Below are 19725 nucleotides of genomic sequence, written 5' to 3'. Positions count from 1 at the left end.
ATTTTCCTATTGAACCTAGGAGACGGCAAATGCTTTTTTCCCTCACCACCCAGGAATTGATGGAACGCCCAGGCCTTTGGGAGGCAGTTCATCGGTTGCGTTACAAGATTTTCGTCGAGGAGATGGGATGGACCGATCTGCAGCGCCCCGATGGCCTCGAGATCGATCAATTCGACCACGACGAGGCAGTGCACCAGATCGTCATCCGCAATGGCGAGCTCGCCGGTTACCAGCGTATGTTGCCGACGACCCGGGCACATCTTCTAACCGATGTGCTGGCGGACCTTTATGAGGGAACCCCACCGTCGGGGCCGAATGTCTATGAACTGACCCGCTATGCGGTTGCGCCGGGATTCCGCGACGGCCGGCGCGGCGTGTCGACGGTGGGCACCGAACTGATCGCCGGCTTCGTCGAGTGGGGTCTGAAGCGCAACGTCAACCAAGTGATCATCGAATTCGAGCCGATGTGGGTGCTTCGCGCGCTGCAACTGCATTTCCTGGCAACGCCGCTCGGCTATCAGCGGACCTATGGCAACCAGCAGGTCGTTGCCACACTGCTCACCTTCAACGAGCACACGCTCGACGTGGTGCGATCGCGCCGCAATCACTTTGCGCCGGTGCTGGCCAGAGGGTACCCGGACATGCTCGGACAGAGACGCGCCTCGTAAGATTGGAGAGGGCCATGAACGTTCACTCAAAAACAGAATTCCGCAATCACACGCTGATCGTCACCGTATCGTCGGGTGACGGCCGCCCGGTGCTGGACAGGCGGGCCTACGAAAGCCTGGCCAGGACATTCCATGAAGCCGCTGTCGATGACGACGTCCGCGTCGTGGTCCTGCGCGGCCTGGCCGGGTGCTTTTGCCTCGGTGCTGATTTCTCCGAATTTCTCGATGCCACCAAACATCGGCGATTGATCGCCGCCGTCACCGATATGTTCCGCACGCTGGCGACGTTCCCGAAACCGGTGCTTGCCTGTGTCGACGGCGACGCCGTCGGCGTCGGCTGCACCATCCTGTTCCACTGCGACATGGTGATCGCCTCGAGCAAGAGCACGTTCCGGGTGCCGTTCGTCGATTTCGGCCTGGTGCCGGACGCGGCGACCAGCATCCTGGCGCCGCAGAAGCTCGGCTATGCCGGTGCGTTCCGCTTCTTCTGCCTCGGCGACACGCTCGCCGCCGAAGATGCCAGGCAGCTCGGCCTTGTCGGCGAGATCGTGACGGACGTCAGTGTCGAGGAAGCCACGTTGGCCAGAGCCAGGCAGCTCGCCAAGAAGCCAGTCGCGGCACTGCTGCAGACGCGCGACCTGCTTAGGGGGGACACCGGCGCGCTCTGCGACCGCATCGATCAGGAGATCTCGCTTTTCCAGCAGGCGCTGCAGGACGACACCACGCTGAAGCGGCTGCAGCGGATTGCCCGGATGGCGGCATGAGAGCCGTGAATCGATGAGGTGAGCTTATTTTTCGAGGAAAGTCGGCCCTTCGCCGATGATCTTCTTGTCCTCCTTGCCGATGACGTCGAGGTCACGGCCGTCATAGGGAAGTGACAGGAGAATGCGCTGCATGACCGCCAGCCGTGCGCGCCGTTTGTCGTTCGCCCGCACAATGATCCAGGGCGCGAACTCCTTGTGCGTGCGTTCGACCATCAGGTCGCGCGCCTTGGTGTAGTCGTCCCATTTGGTGATGCCGGCGATGTCGATCGGCGAAAACTTCCAGCTCTTCAGCGGGCTCCAGCGACGGTCATGGAATCGCTCAAGCTGCGTTTCCCTGCCGATGTTCAGCCAGAATTTGAAGAAATAGATGCCCTCGTTGCGGATCATCCGCTCGAAATGCGGAACCTCGTCCAGAAATTGCTCGTGCTGCGCGGGCGTGCAGAATCCCATCACCGGTTCAACGCCGGCGCGGTTGTACCAGGAGCGGTCAAAGGTGACGAATTCGCCCGACGTCGGGAAGTGGTCGACGTAGCGCTGGAAGTACCATTGTCCAAGCTCAGTGGCTGTTGGCTTGGTCAGCGCCACGTTGCGCGCCGTCCGAGGGTTCAGATACTGGCGCAAAACGAAGATCGTGCCGCCCTTGCCGGCGGCGTCGCGTCCCTCGAACAGCGACATCACCCGCTTGCCCGTCGACTGTAGCCACGCCTGCGCCTTGACCAGCTCGATCTGCAGCTGCTCGAGCCTCTCGTCATACCCCTCGCTCTTCATCTTCTTGTCGTAGGGATAGCCGCCGGCGGTCAGCTTGCGGTCCTCGACCCAGTCCGGAAGAGTGGGGGCCTCGATGTCGAACTCCCGCTCCTTGCCGTCGATCATGATCTTCAACGGCCCCGACGAACCTGTTGCGGGGCCTTCCTTGGCGTTTTTCATCGAGACGAACCTTTCCAGCTTCCGGACTCATGCTATTGGGAGCCTCCATGCCGGTCCAGCAGGAAGTTCTTGAGGTGGCCGCAGACGGAGCGCAGGCGACGGAGCGCAAATGGCCGACATCGGCACAGAGCGGAAAGGCAGGGCGCAAGCCGTCGCCATGCGGCTGTGGAACAGCCGCTGGCTGCTGGCGGCCGGCTTCGTTGCAGTTCTGATGGTCTATGGTTTTGCCGGCATATCCGGCTATGTGGTGCTGCTGGCAGGCGCCGTGCTGGTTGCCGCTGCGATGCTGCCGGCCGGCGTCGCGCATCAATCGACCGAAAATGCCGCGGCCATCGAGGCGAGCGGCCTGCAACGGCTTTCCGGCGAATATCTCGCGGCGGCGGTTGCCGATCCGCTGGTCATTTTCGATCGCTCCGCCGCCATCGTCCATGCCAACGCCGCCGCCTTTGCAGCCTTTGGTGGGATTGCCCCCGGCGTATCGCTGTCGCTGAAATTCCGCGCGCCGGAAATGCAGGCCTTGCTGGATAATATCTTGTCGGGCAACGTCGCTTCGGACAGCGTCGACTACATCGAGAAGCTGCCGGTCGAACGAGCTTATCGGGTGAGCGCGTCTTCTGTCGGCCACGCCACGGATCTCTACGTGCTGGTGTTCAAGGACCAGAGCGAGGCGCGCCGGATCGACAGAATGCGCGCCGACTTCATTGCCAATGCCAGCCACGAGTTGCGCACGCCTCTCGCCTCGATCGCTGGCTTCATCGAGACGCTGCGCGGGCCGGCCCGCAACGACCCCGCGGCACGCGAGCAGTTCCTGCAGATCATGCAGAACCAGACCAGCCGCATGGCGCGCCTCATCGACGACCTTCTGTCGCTGTCACGCCTGGAGATGAAGCCCTATCTCCAGCCGGGAACCGAGGTCGATCTGCGCCAGGCCATCGACAGCGTCATCGATTCGCTTGGGCCGCTGGCCAAGGAAAGCGGCGTCGTCATCGAGCGGGATTTCGCGCAAGGGCCGCTCGACGTGCCCGGCGATCGCGACGAGCTTTTCCAGGTTTTTGAAAACCTGCTAGAAAACGCCTGCAAATACGGTCAGTCCGGTGGACGCGTCGTGGTGTCGATCACGCGCGGCGACAGCGATCCCGAGCCGGGCATCGACGTCACCATCAGGGATTTCGGCCCCGGCATCCCCGAAGAACATATCCCGCGCATCACCGAGCGCTTCTACCGCGTCGATGTCGAGAACAGCCGGACCCAAAAGGGCACCGGCCTTGGCCTGTCCATCGTCAAGCATATCCTAACCCGCCACAACGCCAGACTCTCCATCAGGTCGGAGGTCGGCAAGGGCGCGGCGTTCACGGTCCATTTGCCGGCTCGCTGACGCCGTACTATCTACCACATGATGGGCCGTTTCTTTTTTCTGTCATCCGGCTAGCGTATCAGCGGGGATTCGAGCGAACGACTCAACCAGAAGATCCGGGAAGGCATTCGTCCATGCAGTCCGTGCACATCGTCAGCGCCTATGACGAGGAGCTGAAATATCTGTCGAAGCGCATCGCGGCGATGGGCGGGCATGCCGAGCGCATGGTCGAGCAGGCAGTAGCGGCGCTGGTCAATGCGAATCCGGGGCTCGCCCAGAAAGTCATTCGAGACGACCTGGTTCTGGATGAGGGGCAGCGTGAGATCGACGACAAGGCGATCATCATCATCGCCAAGCGCCAGCCGATGGCGACGGATCTGCGCGAGATCGTCGGCGCGATCCGCATCTCGGCGGACCTCGAACGGGTGGGCGACCTCGGCAAGAACATCGCCAAGCGGGTGGTTGCCGTCGCCGACGGGCGCCAGCCGAACAGCCTGTTCCGCGGCCTCGAGGCTTTGGCCAATCTGGCACTGACCCAGCTCAAGGAAGTGCTCGACGTCTACGCGTCGCGGTCGGTGGAGAAAATCGGTTTCGTGCGCGACCGCGACGACCAGATCGATGCCATGTACACCTCGCTGTTTCGCGAGTTGTTGACCTACATGATGGAAGACCCACGCAACATCACGCCCTGCACGCATCTCCTGTTTTGCGCCAAGAACATCGAGCGCATCGGCGACCACGCCACCAACATCGCCGAGACGATCTACTATATCGTCACCGGCGATCAGATGCCGGCCGATCGCCCGAAGGGCGACAAGACGGATAAGATAATTCTTCCCGCAACGCTGCCTGCGAAGTGAGTTCTCGAAACAAAACGTGGTGGCCGCTAGAGTTGCCACTTGGTGGAGTGGCTCTCAAATCCGAAAAGCAGCTCCCCTGCTGCTCGACACTAATGCGAATTTCGGATTCGCCACCTGAGAGCAAATTGCGCTAAGCTTTCGACGCGCCGACTTCTCAGTTCCGCGATGAAAGCCTGCCTTCAGGAGGCTGGGATGGAATATGTCCGCGAGTTTGCTCCCGCGCCGCCGATGTCGGGCATAATAGCTTGCGGCGTCTATACGGCTGGGCGGCGCATCGCCGACATACCGATCGAGGAAGCCGGCGAATGGGCCGGGAAGCCGGGCCATGTCGTCTGGATCGGACTGCTGGAGCCCGACCGCAATTTATTGCTGCGCGTCCAGGCGCAATTCCATCTGCACGAGTTGGCGATCGAGGACGCCGAGCATCCGCACCAACGGCCGAAGATCGAGCAATATGGTGATGCCCTGTTCATCGTTGCCCGCACGGCGCAGCTGATCGACAGCCGTGTCACCTTCGGCGAGACGCATCTGTTCGTCGGCGCTGGCTACATTGTCAGCGTCAGGCATGGCCCGTCGACCTCCTACGCCGCCGTTCGCCAGCACTGGGAAAGCTGTCCGCATTCCCTCGCCAAGGGCGAGGATTTCGTCCTCTACGCCATTCTCGATTTCATCGTCGACAACTACATGCCGGTGCTCGAGCAGATCGAAAACGAGGTCGAGGCGATCGAGGACAAGGTTCTGCTGAAGCCGATGACCGGCTCCGACATCGAGCGGCTTTACATGCTGCGCCGCGATCTCTTGCGCCTGCGTAATGCGGCCCTGCCGCTGGTGGAGGTCTGCCGGCGGCTGACCAGCGCCGATCTGCCGCAAATCCATACAGCCATGCACCCGCTGTTTCGCGACGTCACCGACCACATCCGCACGGTCCAGGAAAAGATCGACAGCCTGCGTGAGGTTCTCGCCTTCGCCTTCGAGGCGAGCCTTCTGGTCGGCCAGAGTCAGGAGACGGCGATCTCCAAGAAGCTTGCCTCATGGGCCGCCATCTTGGCCGTGCCGACAGCATTCGCCGGCATCTACGGCATGAATTTCAGCGACATGCCGGAACTGAGGATGGAATATGGCTACCCGGCCGTACTGGCGGCAATCGCCCTGATCTGCACGTTTCTTTACTGGCGGTTTCGCAAGAATGGGTGGCTTTGAAGAGAGGTGAATAGTGAATAGGGCTAAATGGGAGCCTTGCTTCTTACGCCAGGCTCAAGCCGCCACCATTCACCTGCTCCGCCGCCGCTCCGACGCCGGCTGGAACGCCACCCGGGCGTGGTACTTGCAGTAGGGTCCGGTTTCGGCGGCGTCGTTGCCGCAGAAATGGAAGTCTTCCGAAAGCGGATCGCCATTCGGCCACTTGCAGGTGCGCTCGTTCAGCTCGACGAGTTGCAGATGCCGGGAGATCGGCACGACGACGTTTTCGACCGGGCGGATATAGTGGCGCGACACCGGTTCGGCATCGAACTGCGCCTTGAGCGCGGTCGCACCGATCGACATCGACGTGGTGGCATGGCGCGTGGCGCTTGCTGCCCGCGACACCGATTTCTGGATCGTCGATCCCTGTACCGTCTTCTTCTGGCGTGCCGGTGATGCGGTTGTGCGTCCGCGGCCGGACAGTTTCAGCCGGTGCACTTTGCCGATGACCGCATTGCGGCTGACCCCACCAAGCTGTGCGGCGATCTGGCTGGCGCTGAGACCCTCCGACCACAATTTTCTGAGAAGTTCGACTCGCTCGTCAGTCCAGTTCATGAGACCGCGCTCCTGCTGAAAAGTGCGGCAATCGGAATCCATTCCCGACCCGGCTTCTGCCGGGCAGACACCACATATATCGGGTGATTAGGTCCGCCGCACGAAATCTAGTTATTTCTCTACTACAATTACCTTATGCGCTGACTCGGTGACAAGAGTCCCAAGGCCAACACGAATCGGTTTTTTCGGTTTTCCCCAACTTGCCCGGTCGCTTATGAGCCGGCATTGTGCTGGGGGGCTTGCCGCACGTCCTTGCGCGACCTTTTCGTTGACTTCACGGCCGAAAAACACGATAAGCCACAAGGGCCGCCGCTTTGGCGGCTTTTTGATTTTCCGGTTCCGGAGACGCATATAATGAGCGGTTCGGCGCTTTTCGAGACCTTTGTTCGCGCACCCCTGGCTTTCGACCACGGTGAAGGCACCTGGCTGGTCACCGACAAGGGCGAGCGATATCTCGATTTCGCAGGCGGCATCGCCGTGAATTCATTGGGCTACAGCCATCCGCATCTGGTCGCGGCCCTCACTGAACAGGCCGCCAAGCTCTGGCACGTCTCCAATCTGTACGAGATTCCGGGACAGAGCCGGCTCGGCGAGCGGCTGGCCGACGCCAGCTTCGCCGACAAGGTGTTCTTCACCAATTCCGGCGCAGAGGCGCTTGAATGCGCCATCAAGACGGCGCGGCGCTATCACTTCGTCAAGGGCCATCCCGAGCGCTTCCGCACCATCAGCTTCGAAGGCGCCTTCCATGGCCGCACCCTGGCGACCATCGCCGCCGGCGGCCAGTACAAATATCTGGAAGGTTTCGGCCCCAAGGTCGACGGCTTCGACCAAGTCGGCTTCGACGACATCGACGCCGCCGAAAAGGCGATCACGCCTGAAACCGCGGCGATCCTGATCGAGCCGGTGCAAGGTGAGGGCGGCATCAGGCAAGTGCCGTCGCAATCGCTGAAGCGGCTCAGGCAGCTCTGCGATCAGCACGGACTGCTCTTGATTTTCGACGAGGTCCAATGCGGCGTCGGCCGCACCGGAAAGCTGTTCGCGCATGAGTGGGCGGGTGTCACACCCGACCTCATGGCGGTGGCCAAGGGCATCGGCGGCGGCTTCCCGATGGGCGCCTGCCTCGCCACCGACGAGGCAGCGGCCGGCATGACCGCCGGCGTGCACGGCACCACCTTCGGCGGCAATCCGCTGGCCATGGCGGTCGGCAACGCCGTGCTCGACGTGGTGCTGGAAGACGGCTTTCTCGATGACGTCCGGCGCAAGGCGCTGCTCTTGAAACAGGGGCTGGCCGGTGTCGCCGACGAATTTCCGGACGTTATCGAAAGCATCAGGGGCACCGGCCTGATGCTCGGCCTTAAATGCGCGATGCCCAACACCAAGGTTACGGTGGCACTGCGCGACCAGCATCTCTTGACGGTTCCGGCCGGCGACAACGTTATCCGTCTGTTGCCGCCTCTCACCGTCACCGATGCCGAGATCCACGAGGGGCTCGAGCGCATTCGTGCCGGCGCCAAGAGCCTGGCGGATGCCATCGTCGCTGCCGCCGCGAAGTAATCCTGGAATTCCTGATGTCCCTTCGCCACTTCACCGATCTTTCCGCCGTTTCCGAAGGCGATCTGCGCTTCATGCTCGACGACGCAGCTGTGCGAAAGGCGAGGCTCAAGGCCGGCGAACGCACCAAGCCGCTCGAAGGCAAGGTGCTGGCGATGATCTTCGACAAGCCCTCGACGCGCACGCGCGTGTCGTTCGACGTCGGCATGCGGCAGTTGGGTGGCGAGACGATCATGCTGACTGGCACCGAGATGCAACTTGGCCGTTCCGAGACTATTGCAGACACGGCCAAGGTGCTGTCGCGCTATGTCGATGCCATCATGATCCGCACCACCTCGCATGACCGGCTGCTGGAACTGACGGAAAACGCTACGGTGCCCGTCATCAACGGGCTGACCGACGAAACCCATCCCTGCCAGTTGATGGCCGACATCATGACCTTCGAAGAGCACCGCGGTCCGGTGGCCGGCAAGACGATCGCCTGGACCGGCGACGGCAATAATGTCCTGCATTCTTTACTGGAGGCCTCTGCGCGGTTCCGCTTCAAGCTGAACGTCGCCGTGCCCGAAGGCAGCGAACCGGCTCAGAGGCATGTCGACTGGTCGAAGGCCAATGGCGGCAAGCTGAAATTCACTCGTTCGCCCGAGGAGGCCGTTCACGAGGCCGACTGCATCGTCACCGACTGCTGGGTCTCGATGGGTCAGGAGCACCGTGCGCGCGGCCACAATGTCTTCTTGCCCTATCAGGTCAACGCGGCCCTGATGGCGAAAGCCAAGCCGGACGCGCTGTTCATGCACTGTCTGCCGGCGCATCGCGGTGAGGAGGTTACCGACGAGGTCATCGATGGGCCGCATTCGGTGGTGTTCGACGAGGCCGAGAACCGGCTCCACGCCCAGAAGGCGGTTTTGGCCTGGTGCCTGGGCGCTTGATCCGGGCCGCCTTGATCCGGGAGTTCGTGGTGCCTATCTCAGGCGCATCACGCAAATCGAGCGCGTCTCGTCGCATGCGCCCCGGAGGGCGGCATCGCCGCGCCCCGGAGCTTTGTCATGTTGGAAACTCGTCAATTGGCTGAACATCAACCCAAGCTCGGCGAGTTCGGCTACGCCGGCGACGACCATGTCGTGCCGTTTGAGGTCGGCCCGCTCGACGTGCGCGGCCGTACCGTCCAGCTCGGGCCGATGCTCGACGCTATTCTCAGCCGCCACGAGTATCCCGAGCCGGTGGCACGACTACTGGCCGAAGCCTGTGTGCTGACCGTCCTGCTCGGAACTTCGTTGAAGTTCGAGGGCAAGTTCATTCTGCAGACCCGCACCGACGGGCCGGTCGATATGCTGGTCGCGGATTTCTCCACGCCGCACGCGCTGCGCGCCTATGCCCGCTTCGATGCCGACCGGCTGGAGGCTTTGACGGCTGCCGGCGAGACGTCGCCGCAGACGCTGCTCGGCAGCGGCGTCCTGGCGCTGACAATCGACCAGGGCGCCCACACGCAACGCTACCAGGGCATCGTCCAGCTCGACGGCGTCACGCTGGAAGAAGCCGCACGCACCTATTTCCGCCAATCGGAGCAGATTCCGACCGACCTACGGCTTTCGGTGGCCAAGCTTCTGACGCCCGGCGTCGGCGGTGCCCGCGAGCAATGGCGCGCCGGTGGCCTGCTGGCACAATTCCTGCCGCAGTCGCCGGAACGCATGCGCGTACCCGACCTTCCCGGGGGCGACGGCGATCCGCGTGAGGAAATCCACGACCCGACCGACAATTCCTGGCAGGAACTGCTGGCGCTGCTTGGTACTATTGAACCGACCGAGCTGATCGATCCGACTATCGGCGCCGAGCGGCTGCTTTACCGGCTGTTCCACGAGCATGGTGTCCGCGTCTTCGGCGGCGTGCCGGTCGCCGACCAGTGCTCATGCTCGAGGGAGAAGATCCGCGGCATCCTCGAGGGTTTTTCCGCCGAGGAGATCAGAGACAGCACCGAGGATGGTAGCATTCACGTCGCCTGCGAATTCTGCTCGAAGCAATATGACTTCGACCCGGCGGAATTTGCAGCGGCTCAATAACGAGCGTCAGTGCGGCTGCCTTCGCAGAACTTGGGTTCCTCGCCCCGCAAGGCGGGAAGAGGAATCAAAGTGAACGTCAATTGACGGTGCGCCGCGTGCCTGGCAAATCGAGTGAGAAGGCGGGGATGGCGACGTCGAAGGTCTCGCCCCGCTTGTTGCGCATTGTGTAGTGCCCGACCATGATGCCGGACGGGGTCGAGAGCGGGCATCCAGACGTATACTGATAGCTGTCGCCGGGCTTGAGTCCGGGTTGCTCGCCGACGACCCCGGGGCCGCGCACTTCCTCGACCTTGCCGGTGCCGTCGGTAATGTGCCAGTAGCGCGACAGAAGCTGCACGAACTCGTCCGACCGATTGTCGATGGTCACCTGGTAGCCCCAGACATAGCGGTTTTGCGGCGGGTCGGAATGATCCTCCAGATAGAACGGCCTGACCTGCACTTCGATGTTGCGGGTGACGGCGCTGTACATGAACTGCTCCAAAGCAATGTAGACGGAACTTTCGACGCTCAGCGCAGTTTGATCAACGATGCGCGTCATCTCCTTGCCCGACTCAAGCGCAGGTGCCGAAAAACAATGTCATTTAAGTGACACATGACAATGATGGTGTGCAGGCTTGTGCCGGGCGACTCGGTGTTCTGTCGAATTGTTGAAAACGGCCGTCATGCGGCCAGCATTTCTGGAGTGACCAGATCTCGATGGAACCGACATTCGCAGCCGCCCTCTTTTCCATAGCTCTCCTTCTTTCAAATCTCGCCAGCATCCTGTTAGCTTCGCTGAAGCTGAAGCGAGCAGCTAGGATCGCATCGCCGGCCGCCACCGTGCCACCGGTATCGATCGTCGTCCCGGCGCGCGGCGTCGAGCCGTTTACCGAGGAGACGCTGGAGCGCGCCTTCTCACTCGACTGGCCGCGCTACGAACTCATCTTCTGCGTCGCCCATGCCGACGACCCCGTGGTCAAGTCGATCACCACTGCAATGGCGCGTTTTCCGGCTATACGCGCCCGGCTGCTCGTCGGCGACGACCGCATCAGCGGCAATCCGAAACTCAACAATTGCGTGAAGGGTTGGGAAGCGGCGCTTTATCGCTGGGTCATCCTTGCCGATTCCAACGTGCTTATGCCGAGCGATTATGTCCAGCAGCTGATGGCGGCATGGCGGCCCGACACCGGCCTCGTCTGCTCGACGCCGATCGGCTCGCGGCCTGAAGGGTTTTGGGGGGAGATCGAATGCGCCTTTCTCAACACACTGCAGGCACGCTGGCAGTACGCTGGAGAGGCGCTCGGCCTTGGCTTCGCCCAGGGCAAGAGCATGTTGTGGAACAAGCCGATGCTTGACGCCAATGGCGGCATCCGCGCACTGGCCGCCGAGATCGCCGAGGACGCCGCCGCGACCAAGCTGGTCAACCGGCTCGGACTTCGCGTCAATCTTGTCGCTTCGCCCTTCGAACAGCCGCTCGGCCGGCGCACGCTTGGCGAGATCTGGTCTCGGCAGGCGCGTTGGGCGCGGCTGCGCCGCGTCACCTTCGCGCTGTTCTTCGCCCCCGAGATCCTGATCGGCGCGGCGCCGCCGCTGCTGCTTGCGCTGATCGCGGCGGCTGACGCCGGCGTCAGCCTGCCGGCAACCGCCATCGCCGTGCTGGTCGCGGCCTACCTGCCGGAATGTGCCTTGGCCTGGTTCAAAGGATGGCACCTGTCGCTGCGCACCATCCTGGCGATGATGGTTCGCGACTGCATGCTGCCGGCGATATGGGCGCGCGGCTGGCTGAGCGGCGCCGTCGACTGGCGCGGCAACGTTATGACCATCCAGACCAAGGCCGTCGCGGAGCTGGAAGAGACCCCGTCCGGCGCCTGATCGGCGCCCCCCGCTCACCTCTGTTCGGTCAGCCCTATCCGGCGGCTCTCAGCGCTTGCTCGATATCTTCGAGCAGATCGTCGGTATCTTCCAGGCCGACGGAAAGCCTGAGCGTGCCCGGCCCGATGCCGAGCTCGGCGCGGGCCTCATCGGTCAAGTTCTTGTGTGTGGTCGTCGCCGGATGGGTGATCAGGCTCTTGGCGTCGCCGAGATTGTTGGAAATCAGCACGATGTCGAGCGCGTTCTGGAAAGCAAAGGCCGCCTGCTTGCCGCCCTTCACATCCAGGCAGATCAGCGTTGAGCCGCCCGACATCTGCTTCTTGACCACGGCCGCTTGCGGGTGGTCGGCACGGCCGGGATAGATGACACGGGCGATTTGCGGGCGCTCGGCGAGGAAATCCGCTATGCGGCCGGCACTTTCCGTCTGCTGGCGGACGCGTAGCGGCAGCGTCTCCAGGCCTTTCAGCAGGGTCCAGGCATTGAAGGGCGAGAGGCTGGGGCCGGTGTGGCGGAAATAGTCATGCAGGTTCTCGTCGATCCATTTTTTGTCCGACAAGATAACGCCTCCAAGGCAGCGCCCTTGGCCGTCAATATGCTTCGTTGCCGAATAGACGACGATGTGGGCGCCGAGCTGCAAGGGTTTTTGCTGCAAGGGCGTGGCGAAGACATTGTCAACGATCAGCCTGGCGCCGATCGAGTTGGCAAGTGCCGCGACGGCGGCGATGTCTACCACCTCCAGCGTCGGATTGGTCGGGCTTTCCAGGAAGAACAGTTTGGTGTTCGGCTTGACCGCCTGTTCCCAGTTGGCGACGTCGGTGCCGTCGACCAGCGTTGCCCCGATGCCGTATTTCGGCGCCAGCGTCTCGACCACCCAGCGGCAGGAGCCGAACAGTGCGCGCGCCGCCACGATATGGTCGCCCGCCCTGGCGCTGCACAGCAGCGCTGCCGTCACCGCCGCCATGCCGGACGCCGTAGCGCGCGCGTCCTCGGCGCCTTCCAGCGCGCACATACGCTTTTCGAACATGTCGACCGTCGGATTGGCATAGCGCGAATAGATGAAGCCCGGCTCCTCCCCCTTGAAGCGGGCTTCCGCCGCTTGCGCCGTCTCGTAGACATAGCCTTGGGTGAGATACATCGCCTCGGAGGTCTCGCCGAAGCCGGAACGCAGCGTCCCGGCATGCACGAGTGCGGTCTGAGGCTTCCAGTCGCGCTTCTTGGTCATCATTCTATCCAAACACCAAAAATGGTCCAAACAACAAAAAACCGGTCGCGAAAGTCGCAACCGGTCCATATGGCCTTGCGGCCCGACGGTCCTTTAGCGACTTGTTTAACGTGGCTGCAAGCCGACCGGCCAAATCACCACGGGATAACGAGCTTTAGACCCGCACCACGCTTGCGTCAATTGCCGGCATGATTAAGACGGTTGTACCAAGCAGGTGCCAAAGGCGTCCACGGTTTGTGGCAAGGACCTGTGACGAAACAAGACCTCGCCCGGTGTTCGAACGGAGCCAGACCCTTGCGGCAGACAGGCATTCTTCCCGATCGGGATATTTCCGCGCTGTTCCAGACGGGCGCGCTGAAATCGCCGCGCGCGCTCGATGCCGACCAGATCCAGCCGGCCAGCCTTGACCTCAGGCTCGGCGACAAGGCCTGGCGCGTGCGTGCTTCCTTCTTGCCCGGCCCCGACCACAGAGTTGTCGACAAGCTCGACCGGCTGAAGTTGCACGAGATCAACCTCGCCGAAGGTGCCGTGCTCGAAACCGGCTGCGTCTACATCGTGCCACTGCTCGAAAGCCTGGCGCTGCCCGCGCATATTTCGGCTTCGGCCAACCCGAAGAGCTCGACCGGGCGGCTCGACATCTTCACTCGGGTAATGACCGACCGCGGCCACGAGTTCGACAAGATCGCCGCCGGCTATGAAGGCCCGCTCTATCTGGAGGTCAGCCCGCGCACCTTCCCGATCGTCGTGCGCACCGGCTCGCGGCTGTCGCAGATCAGGTTCCGCACCGGCAATGCGCTTTTGTCGGAAAGCGAACTGCACGACCTGCATCGCGCCGAGATGCTGGTCGCCACCGAGCCGCCCAACATCTCAGGCGGCGGCATCGCGTTGTCGATCGACCTCGACGGTGACAAGGACGGGCTGGTCGGCTATCGCGGCAAGCACCACACCGGCCTGGTCGACGTCGACAAGCGCGCCGCGCAGGATGTCGTCGATTTCTGGGAGCCGCTCTACAAGAGCGGTGCCGGCGAGCTGGTGCTCGATCCGGACGAATTCTATATCCTGGTGTCACGCGAGGCGGTGCATGTGCCGCCGCTCTACGCCGCCGAAATGACGCCCTTCGATCCGTTGGTCGGCGAGTTTCGCGTCCATTATGCCGGTTTCTTCGACCCCGGTTTCGGCCATTCGGCGTCGGGCGGCACCGGCAGCCGGGCGGTGCTCGAGGTGCGTAGCCACGAAGTGCCGTTCATTCTCGACCATGGCCAGATCGTCGGGCGGCTGGTCTACGAGCACATGCTGAAACGGCCGCAGGCACTCTACGGCACCGATCTCGGCTCCAACTATCAGGCGCAGGGCCTAAAACTGTCCAAGCATTTCCGCGCGGCGCGCTGAGCTTCCCCTTACTTGCGGCTATGCCGGCTCAAAGCGCCTTCACCGCCACCTTCACCGGCTGCTCGATTTCGAGCGGGTTGCGCAGCGGCAGGCCGAAATCCTGCGCCTCGATTTCGAACACGTCGCCGGCCTCCGTCCTGATGCCGTCGGCGAAGGACAGCGTCGCCGTGCCGAACATGTGCACATGCACGTCGCCCGGCTGGCGGAAGGCCGAGTATTTGAAGTGGTGATGCTCGAGATTGCCAATGGTGTGCGACATGTTCGCCTCGCCCGACAGGAACGGCTTTTCCCAACGCAGCTTGCCGTGGCGCAGGATGCGTGAAGCGCCGCGAATGTCGGACGGCAGGTCGCCGATCAGGATCTCCGGCCCGAACGAGGCGTTGCGCAGTTTCGAATGGGCGAGGAAGAGATAATTCACGCGCTCGGTGACGTGGTCGGAAAACTCGTTCGACAGCGTGAAGCCGACGCGGAACGGGGCGCCGTCGTCGCCGATCACATAGATTCCGGCGATTTCCGGCTCCTCGCCGGCATCCTGGGCGAAGGCGGGCGACATGAGCGCCGCGCCGGGCGCCACTGCCATGGTACCGTTGCCCTTGTAGAACCATTCGGGCTGCACGCCGATCTGGCCCTTCGCCGGCTTGCCGCCCTCCAGCCCCATGCGGAACATCTTCATGGAATCGGTCAGCTGTTCCTCGCCGCCATCGCTGAGCTTCTTGTGCATGGAATCGCGGGTCGCGGCGGAGCCGAGATGCGTCAGCCCGGTGCCGGTGAGATGGAGATGCGCCGGATCGGGATGGTTGATCGGCGACAGCAGCCGTCCCTTCTTGTAGGCTGCGTCGAGATCGACGGTTTCGCCGAAGCCCTTGCGCTCGATCAGGGCGACAAGCCCGGTGCCGGTGCGCGCGGCTTCCATCGCCAGCGAATAGACGCTGCGAGCGCCGTTGATGACGCGGGTCTTGCCGCCGTTGCGGGCAACGACGCGGATCGTCTCGGCGTCGTCGAGGATCTGTGAGATCAGCATGGTAACCCTCTCTGAATTGCGGCCTGCCTTCTTGGCAAACCCTGCCCGGCGCGGCTCGGACCCTGTCCACGCCGCGGTTGAAATTCTTCGTCCGGATTGCGCTCGCGGGTCAGGTCCCTCGGGGGACTTCTTCGCGCCGCCCGGCAGCGCCGCGATGTGACCTGTATGCCTCCTGGTTGCCTCTCAAGCCTTGTTCTTGTTGTAGACGTCGAAGACGACGGCGCCGAGCAGCACCAGGCCTTTGACCACCTGCTGCCAATCGACATTGACGCCCATGATCGACATGCCGTTGTTCATGACGCCCATGATGAAACCGCCGACCACCGCGCCGATGACCTGGCCGACGCCGCCCATCGCCGAAGCGCCACCAATGAACACCGCGGCGATGACGTCGAGTTCGCTGCCGAGGCCCGCCGCAGGCACCGCCTGCCCCAGGCGCGCCGCGATAATCAGGCCGCCGAGTGCCGACAGCACGCCCATGTTGATGAACACCATCAACGTCAGCCGTTCGGTCTTGATGCCCGATAGCTGGGCTGCCTTGGCATTGCCGCCCATCGCATAGATGCGGCGTCCGATCGTCATGCGTTTGGTAACGAAGACGAACAACGCTATCAGCACGCCCATCACCATGAGAACGATGGGCAGGCCCCTATAGGTGGCGAATTGGTAGACCAGAAACAGTGCCAGCCCGCTGATCACCAGGGTCTTGACGACGAACAGCGAGAAAGGCTCGGCTTCGTAGCCATGCCGCTCGCGGGTGCGCCGCGCCCTGAGCCCGAAATAGGCATAGGCGAGCACGGCGGCGAGGCCGATCACGATAGTCGTCAGGTGCAGCGTCAGGCCGCTGCCGACAATGGTTTTGCCGGCGGCGTTCACGGTCGGTGGTATCAGCGTCAATGGGCCGATCAGGTCCGGAATGAAGCCGGAACTCAGTGCCTTGAAGCCGACTGGAAGCGGCCCCACGGAAGACCCGCCACCCAGCAGCGCCTGACAGATGCCGCGGAAGATCAGCATGCCCGCCAACGTGACGATAAAGCTCGGTATTCGGTGATAGGCAATCCAGTAGCCTTGTGCCGCGCCGATCGCGCCACCCACGATCAGGCAGATGATCGACACCACCAGCGGATTGCTCAATGGGCCAAGCGGCCAGATAACCATCATCATCGCCGCCAGTGCGCCGATGAAGCCGGCGACTGAGCCGACGCTGAGATCGATATGGCCCGAAACGATCACCAGAAGCATGCCCAGCGCCATCACGATGATGAAGCTGTTCTGCTGCACGAGATTGCTGAGGTTCACCGGCTTGAACAGCGTTCCGGACGTGGTGAACTGGAAGAACACCATGATTGCGATCAACGCCAGCACCAACCCGTATTCGCGCAGATTGGTGACCAGCGCCGAGACGGCAATGCGAGGTGCCTGTTGTATATCCTGGGCGACGCCGGTTTGCGGCCCGGGAGCGCTTTCGGTGCTCATGATGCTTTCCCTTCTCCACGGACGATGGCGCGCATGATCTTTTCCTGGCTGGCGTCGCTCGCCGCCATTTCGCCGACGATGCGTCCTTCGTTCATGACGTAGATGCGGTCGGTGATGCCGAGCAGTTCGGGCATTTCCGACGAGATGACGATGATTGCCTTACCCTCGGAGGCGAGACGCGCGATGATCGTATAGATTTCATATTTGGCGCCGACATCGATACCGCGTGTCGGCTCGTCGAGGATCAGCACTTCCGGATTGGCGAACAGCCATTTCGACAGCACCACCTTCTGCTGATTGCCGCCAGAAAGGTTGCCGGTCATCTGGTAGACGCTTGAGGCGCGGATATTGGTCCTGCCGCGATAATCGTTGGCGACGGAAAGCTCGCGCAAATCGTCGATAACGCCATGGCGCGAGACGCCGGGCAGGTTGGCTAGCGTGATGTTATGCTTGATATGGTCGATCAAGTTGAGACCGTAGGTCTTGCGGTCCTCCGTAACATAGGCGATGCCGTGTTCCACCGCCTTGCTCACCGAAGAGACATCGATCGGCTTGCCGTTAAGGAACACCTCGCCCGTGATGCGACGGCCATAGGACCGGCCGAACAGGCTCATGGCAAACTCGGTCCGGCCGGCGCCCATCAGCCCGGCAATGCCGACCACCTCGCCCTTGCGGGCGTTGAGGTTGATGCCCTTGATGACCTGCCGCTCGGCATGGATGGGATGGTAGACCGACCAGTTTTTCACTTCGAGAACGGTCTCACCGATCTTCGGCTCTCGCGGCGGGTAGCGGTCGTCGAGCGAACGGCCGACCATCGAGGTGATGATGCGGTCCTCCGAGATGTCCTTCTTGGCCAACGTCTCGATGGTCCGGCCGTCACGGATGATCGTGACCTTGTCGGCGACCCGGTTCACCTCGTTGAGCTTGTGGGAGATCAGGATCGAAGTGATGCCCTGCCGCTTGAATTCGAGCAGCAGATCGAGCAGCGCCTGGCTGTCCTTTTCGGACAGGCTCGCCGTCGGCTCGTCCAGAATGAGCAGCTTCACTTCTTTGCTGAGCGCCTTGGCGATCTCGACCAGCTGCTGCTTGCCGACGCCGATATTGGTGATCAGCGTGTTGGGGTCTTCCTTGAGGCCGACCTTCTTGAGCAGGGCGCTGGTGCGCGTCTCGTTGGCATTCCAGTCGATGACGCCGTATTTGGCCTGCTCGTTGCCGAGAAATATGTTTTCGGCGATAGACAGCATCGGCACCAGCGCAAGCTCCTGGTGGATGATGACGATGCCCTTGCGCTCGCTGTCATGGATGCCTTTGAAATGGCACTCATCGCCGCGATAGATGATCTGGCCGTCATAGGTGCCGGACGGATACACACCCGACAGCACCTTCATCAGCGTCGACTTGCCGGCGCCGTTCTCGCCGACCACGGCATGGATCTCGCCTTCCTCGACCATGAGCTTGACGTTCGACAGCGCCTTGACGCCGGGAAACGTCTTGGTGATGTCGCGCATCTCCAAAATCGTCGATGCCATTGAGAATACCACTCCTGCGAGGTCCGCAAACAATACCGGGCTGGCTCGCCAACGAAAAGGGGCCCTGCCTGCGCAGGACCCCAGGCTTTGTAACCGCGATTACTTCAGTTCTTCGGCCTTGATGTAGCCGGAGTCGACCACCAGCGCCTGGTAGTTCGACTTGTCGACGTCATGCGGCGTCAACAGGATCGAGGGAACGACCTTGACGTCGTTGTTGTAGGTCGTGGTGTCGAGGCCTTCCGGCTTGCCGCCCGAGAGCACCTTGTCGACGAGTTCGACCGTCGCCTTGGCGAGTTCGCGGGTGTCCTTGAACACGGTCGAATACTGCTCGCCGGCGATGATCGCCTTGACCGAAGCGGTCTCGGCGTCCTGTCCGGTGACGATCGGCCATGGCTGATCGGCAGTGCCGTAGCCTACGGCGCGCAGCGAAGCGATGATGCCGCGCGACAGGCCGTCATAGGGCGAGAGCACGCCATCGACGCGGCTGCCGTCCGAGTAGTTGGCGGAGAGCAGATTGTCCATGCGGGCCTGGGCGGTTGCCGCCAGCCAGCGCAGCGTGCCGACCTTGTCCATGCCCATCTGGCCGGACTTCACGACGAGGGTCTTGTCGTCGATCAGCGGCTGAAGAACCGACATGGCGCCGTTATAGAAGAAGAACGCATTGTTGTCGTCCGGCGAACCGCCGAACAGCTCGATGTTGAACGGGCCTTTCTTCTCGGGATAGCCGAGGCCCTTGAGCAGCGATTTGGCCTGGATGACGCCGACGCCGAAATTGTCGAAGGTGGTGTAGTAGTCGACATTTGGCGTCTTCTTGATCAGGCGGTCGTAAGCGACGACGACGACGCCGGCGTCATTCGCCTTCTGCAGCGCATCCCCCATCGTGGTGCCGTCGATCGAAGCGATGATCAGCGCCTTCGGGCCTTTGGTGATTTCGTTTTCCAGCTGGCTGAGCTGGTTCGGAATGTCGTCCTGCGCGTATTGCAGGTCGACAGTGTAGCCCAGAGCCTCGAGCTGGGACTTGACGGCGTCGCCGTCGTTGATCCAGCGCTGCGAGGTCTTGGTGGGCATCAGCACGCCGACCAGGCCTTCGCCCGCTTGCGCCGGCAGCGTCATAGCCGCGATGCCTAGGGCCGCGACGGCGGCCAGTGTCTTGATAATCTTCACATTAACTCTCCCTGGTTGATGGACGCGTACCCTTGGGTTTCGTGGGCCGCGCAATCGTGCAGGAGCGCCAAACGCGCCGCTGCCGTCAATCGATCTCC

General features: G+C 62.4%; 18 protein-coding genes and 1 riboswitch. Of the genes, 10 read left to right on the top strand and 8 right to left on the bottom strand.

Annotation, left to right across the window (positions count from 1 at the left end; translation table 11 throughout):
- The first annotated feature begins 29 nt into the window (after nucleotides 1–29).
- Both NKH89_RS08555 and NKH89_RS08550 read left to right on the top strand, forming a co-directional pair.
- Entirely contained in the window at nucleotides 30–668 is a 639-nt protein-coding gene (locus tag NKH89_RS08555) for an acyl-homoserine-lactone synthase (RefSeq protein ID WP_023719502.1), read from the top strand.
- A gap of 14 nt (nucleotides 669–682) precedes the next feature.
- Complete coding sequence (locus NKH89_RS08550) at nucleotides 683–1432, top strand: enoyl-CoA hydratase-related protein (RefSeq protein WP_023719501.1); 750 nt, start codon at nucleotides 683–685, stop codon at nucleotides 1430–1432.
- A gap of 24 nt (nucleotides 1433–1456) precedes the next feature.
- On the opposite strand, the gene ppk2 is transcribed toward NKH89_RS08550, so the two are convergent.
- Nucleotides 1457–2359: a polyphosphate kinase 2 gene (gene ppk2, locus NKH89_RS08545; protein ID WP_023719500.1), complete on the bottom strand. Its 903-nt coding sequence runs from the start codon at nucleotides 2357–2359 to the stop codon at nucleotides 1457–1459.
- Nucleotides 2360–2468: 109 nt separating this feature from the next.
- Here ppk2 and NKH89_RS08540 point away from each other — a divergent pair, with 109 nt between their 5' ends.
- The 3 genes from NKH89_RS08540 (at nucleotide 2469) to NKH89_RS08530 (ending at nucleotide 5773) form a co-directional block, all read left to right on the top strand.
- Nucleotides 2469–3734 carry a sensor histidine kinase gene (locus NKH89_RS08540; RefSeq protein WP_352908596.1) on the top strand — a complete coding sequence of 422 codons (1266 nt, stop codon included), beginning with the start codon at nucleotides 2469–2471 and terminating at the stop codon, nucleotides 3732–3734.
- Nucleotides 3735–3847: 113 nt separating this feature from the next.
- Nucleotides 3848–4573 (top strand): phosphate signaling complex protein PhoU, encoded by a 726-nt coding sequence (gene phoU, locus NKH89_RS08535; RefSeq protein WP_023719498.1) that lies wholly within the window; start codon nucleotides 3848–3850, stop codon nucleotides 4571–4573.
- Between the two features lie 192 nt (nucleotides 4574–4765).
- Entirely contained in the window at nucleotides 4766–5773 is a 1008-nt protein-coding gene (locus tag NKH89_RS08530; RefSeq protein ID WP_023677347.1) for a magnesium and cobalt transport protein CorA, read from the top strand.
- Nucleotides 5774–5842: 69 nt separating this feature from the next.
- Here the strand turns inward: NKH89_RS08530 and NKH89_RS08525 are convergent, their stop codons facing one another.
- The gene (locus NKH89_RS08525) at nucleotides 5843–6367 is read right to left on the bottom strand and encodes a GcrA family cell cycle regulator (RefSeq protein WP_023719497.1); all 525 of its coding nucleotides are present in this window, start codon (nucleotides 6365–6367) and stop codon (nucleotides 5843–5845) included.
- A gap of 354 nt (nucleotides 6368–6721) precedes the next feature.
- Between NKH89_RS08525 and NKH89_RS08520 the strand changes: the two genes are divergently transcribed.
- From NKH89_RS08520 to NKH89_RS08510, 3 genes are all read left to right on the top strand, one after another.
- Nucleotides 6722–7921, top strand: a complete 1200-nt coding sequence (locus tag NKH89_RS08520; protein WP_023719496.1) for an aspartate aminotransferase family protein — start codon at nucleotides 6722–6724, stop codon at nucleotides 7919–7921.
- Between the two features lie 14 nt (nucleotides 7922–7935).
- Nucleotides 7936–8847, top strand: coding sequence for an ornithine carbamoyltransferase (gene argF, locus NKH89_RS08515; RefSeq protein WP_031194171.1), 912 nt, complete (start codon nucleotides 7936–7938; stop codon nucleotides 8845–8847).
- Between the two features lie 117 nt (nucleotides 8848–8964).
- Complete coding sequence (locus tag NKH89_RS08510) at nucleotides 8965–9975, top strand: Hsp33 family molecular chaperone (RefSeq protein WP_023719494.1); 1011 nt, start codon at nucleotides 8965–8967, stop codon at nucleotides 9973–9975.
- Between the two features lie 76 nt (nucleotides 9976–10051).
- Here the strand turns inward: NKH89_RS08510 and apaG are convergent, their stop codons facing one another.
- Nucleotides 10052–10444 carry a Co2+/Mg2+ efflux facilitator ApaG/CorD gene (gene apaG / locus NKH89_RS08505; RefSeq protein WP_352494020.1) on the bottom strand — a complete coding sequence of 131 codons (393 nt, stop codon included), beginning with the start codon at nucleotides 10442–10444 and terminating at the stop codon, nucleotides 10052–10054.
- 227 nt (nucleotides 10445–10671) lie between these two features.
- Here apaG and NKH89_RS08500 point away from each other — a divergent pair, with 227 nt between their 5' ends.
- Entirely contained in the window at nucleotides 10672–11826 is a 1155-nt protein-coding gene (locus NKH89_RS08500) for a ceramide glucosyltransferase (protein WP_352908595.1), read from the top strand.
- 34 nt (nucleotides 11827–11860) lie between these two features.
- Here the strand turns inward: NKH89_RS08500 and NKH89_RS08495 are convergent, their stop codons facing one another.
- A complete protein-coding gene (locus tag NKH89_RS08495; RefSeq protein ID WP_031194169.1) occupies nucleotides 11861–13051 on the bottom strand; it encodes an O-succinylhomoserine sulfhydrylase in 1191 nt (396 codons plus the stop codon).
- A 70-nt stretch (nucleotides 13052–13121) separates the two neighbouring features.
- Nucleotides 13122–13199: riboswitch (SAM riboswitch) on the bottom strand.
- 143 nt (nucleotides 13200–13342) lie between these two features.
- Between NKH89_RS08495 and NKH89_RS08490 the strand changes: the two genes are divergently transcribed.
- Complete coding sequence (locus NKH89_RS08490) at nucleotides 13343–14437, top strand: 2'-deoxycytidine 5'-triphosphate deaminase (protein ID WP_352482477.1); 1095 nt, start codon at nucleotides 13343–13345, stop codon at nucleotides 14435–14437.
- 28 nt (nucleotides 14438–14465) lie between these two features.
- Here the strand turns inward: NKH89_RS08490 and araD1 are convergent, their stop codons facing one another.
- The 4 genes from araD1 to chvE all read right to left on the bottom strand — a co-directional run bounded on the left by araD1 (nucleotide 14466) and on the right by chvE (nucleotide 19627).
- On the bottom strand, nucleotides 14466–15458 hold the full coding sequence (gene araD1 / locus NKH89_RS08485; RefSeq protein ID WP_352908594.1) for an AraD1 family protein: 993 nt from the start codon (nucleotides 15456–15458) through the stop codon (nucleotides 14466–14468).
- A gap of 183 nt (nucleotides 15459–15641) precedes the next feature.
- Nucleotides 15642–16934 (bottom strand): multiple monosaccharide ABC transporter permease, encoded by a 1293-nt coding sequence (mmsB, locus tag NKH89_RS08480; protein ID WP_023719488.1) that lies wholly within the window; start codon nucleotides 16932–16934, stop codon nucleotides 15642–15644.
- On the bottom strand, nucleotides 16931–18463 hold the full coding sequence (mmsA, locus tag NKH89_RS08475) for a multiple monosaccharide ABC transporter ATP-binding protein (RefSeq protein WP_023719487.1): 1533 nt from the start codon (nucleotides 18461–18463) through the stop codon (nucleotides 16931–16933). Before mmsA ends, mmsB begins: the two co-directional genes overlap by 4 nt.
- Before the next feature lie 99 nt (nucleotides 18464–18562).
- Nucleotides 18563–19627, bottom strand: a complete 1065-nt coding sequence (chvE, locus tag NKH89_RS08470; protein WP_023719486.1) for a multiple monosaccharide ABC transporter substrate-binding protein — start codon at nucleotides 19625–19627, stop codon at nucleotides 18563–18565.
- Between the last annotated feature and the right edge of the window lie 98 nt (nucleotides 19628–19725).

It is taken from the genome of Mesorhizobium sp. M0923, from assembly GCF_040319365.1.
Lineage (GTDB): Bacteria > Pseudomonadota > Alphaproteobacteria > Rhizobiales > Rhizobiaceae > Mesorhizobium.
The sequence above is the reverse complement of the archived record's forward strand: the minus strand, read 5'-3'. Positions and strand labels throughout refer to the sequence as shown.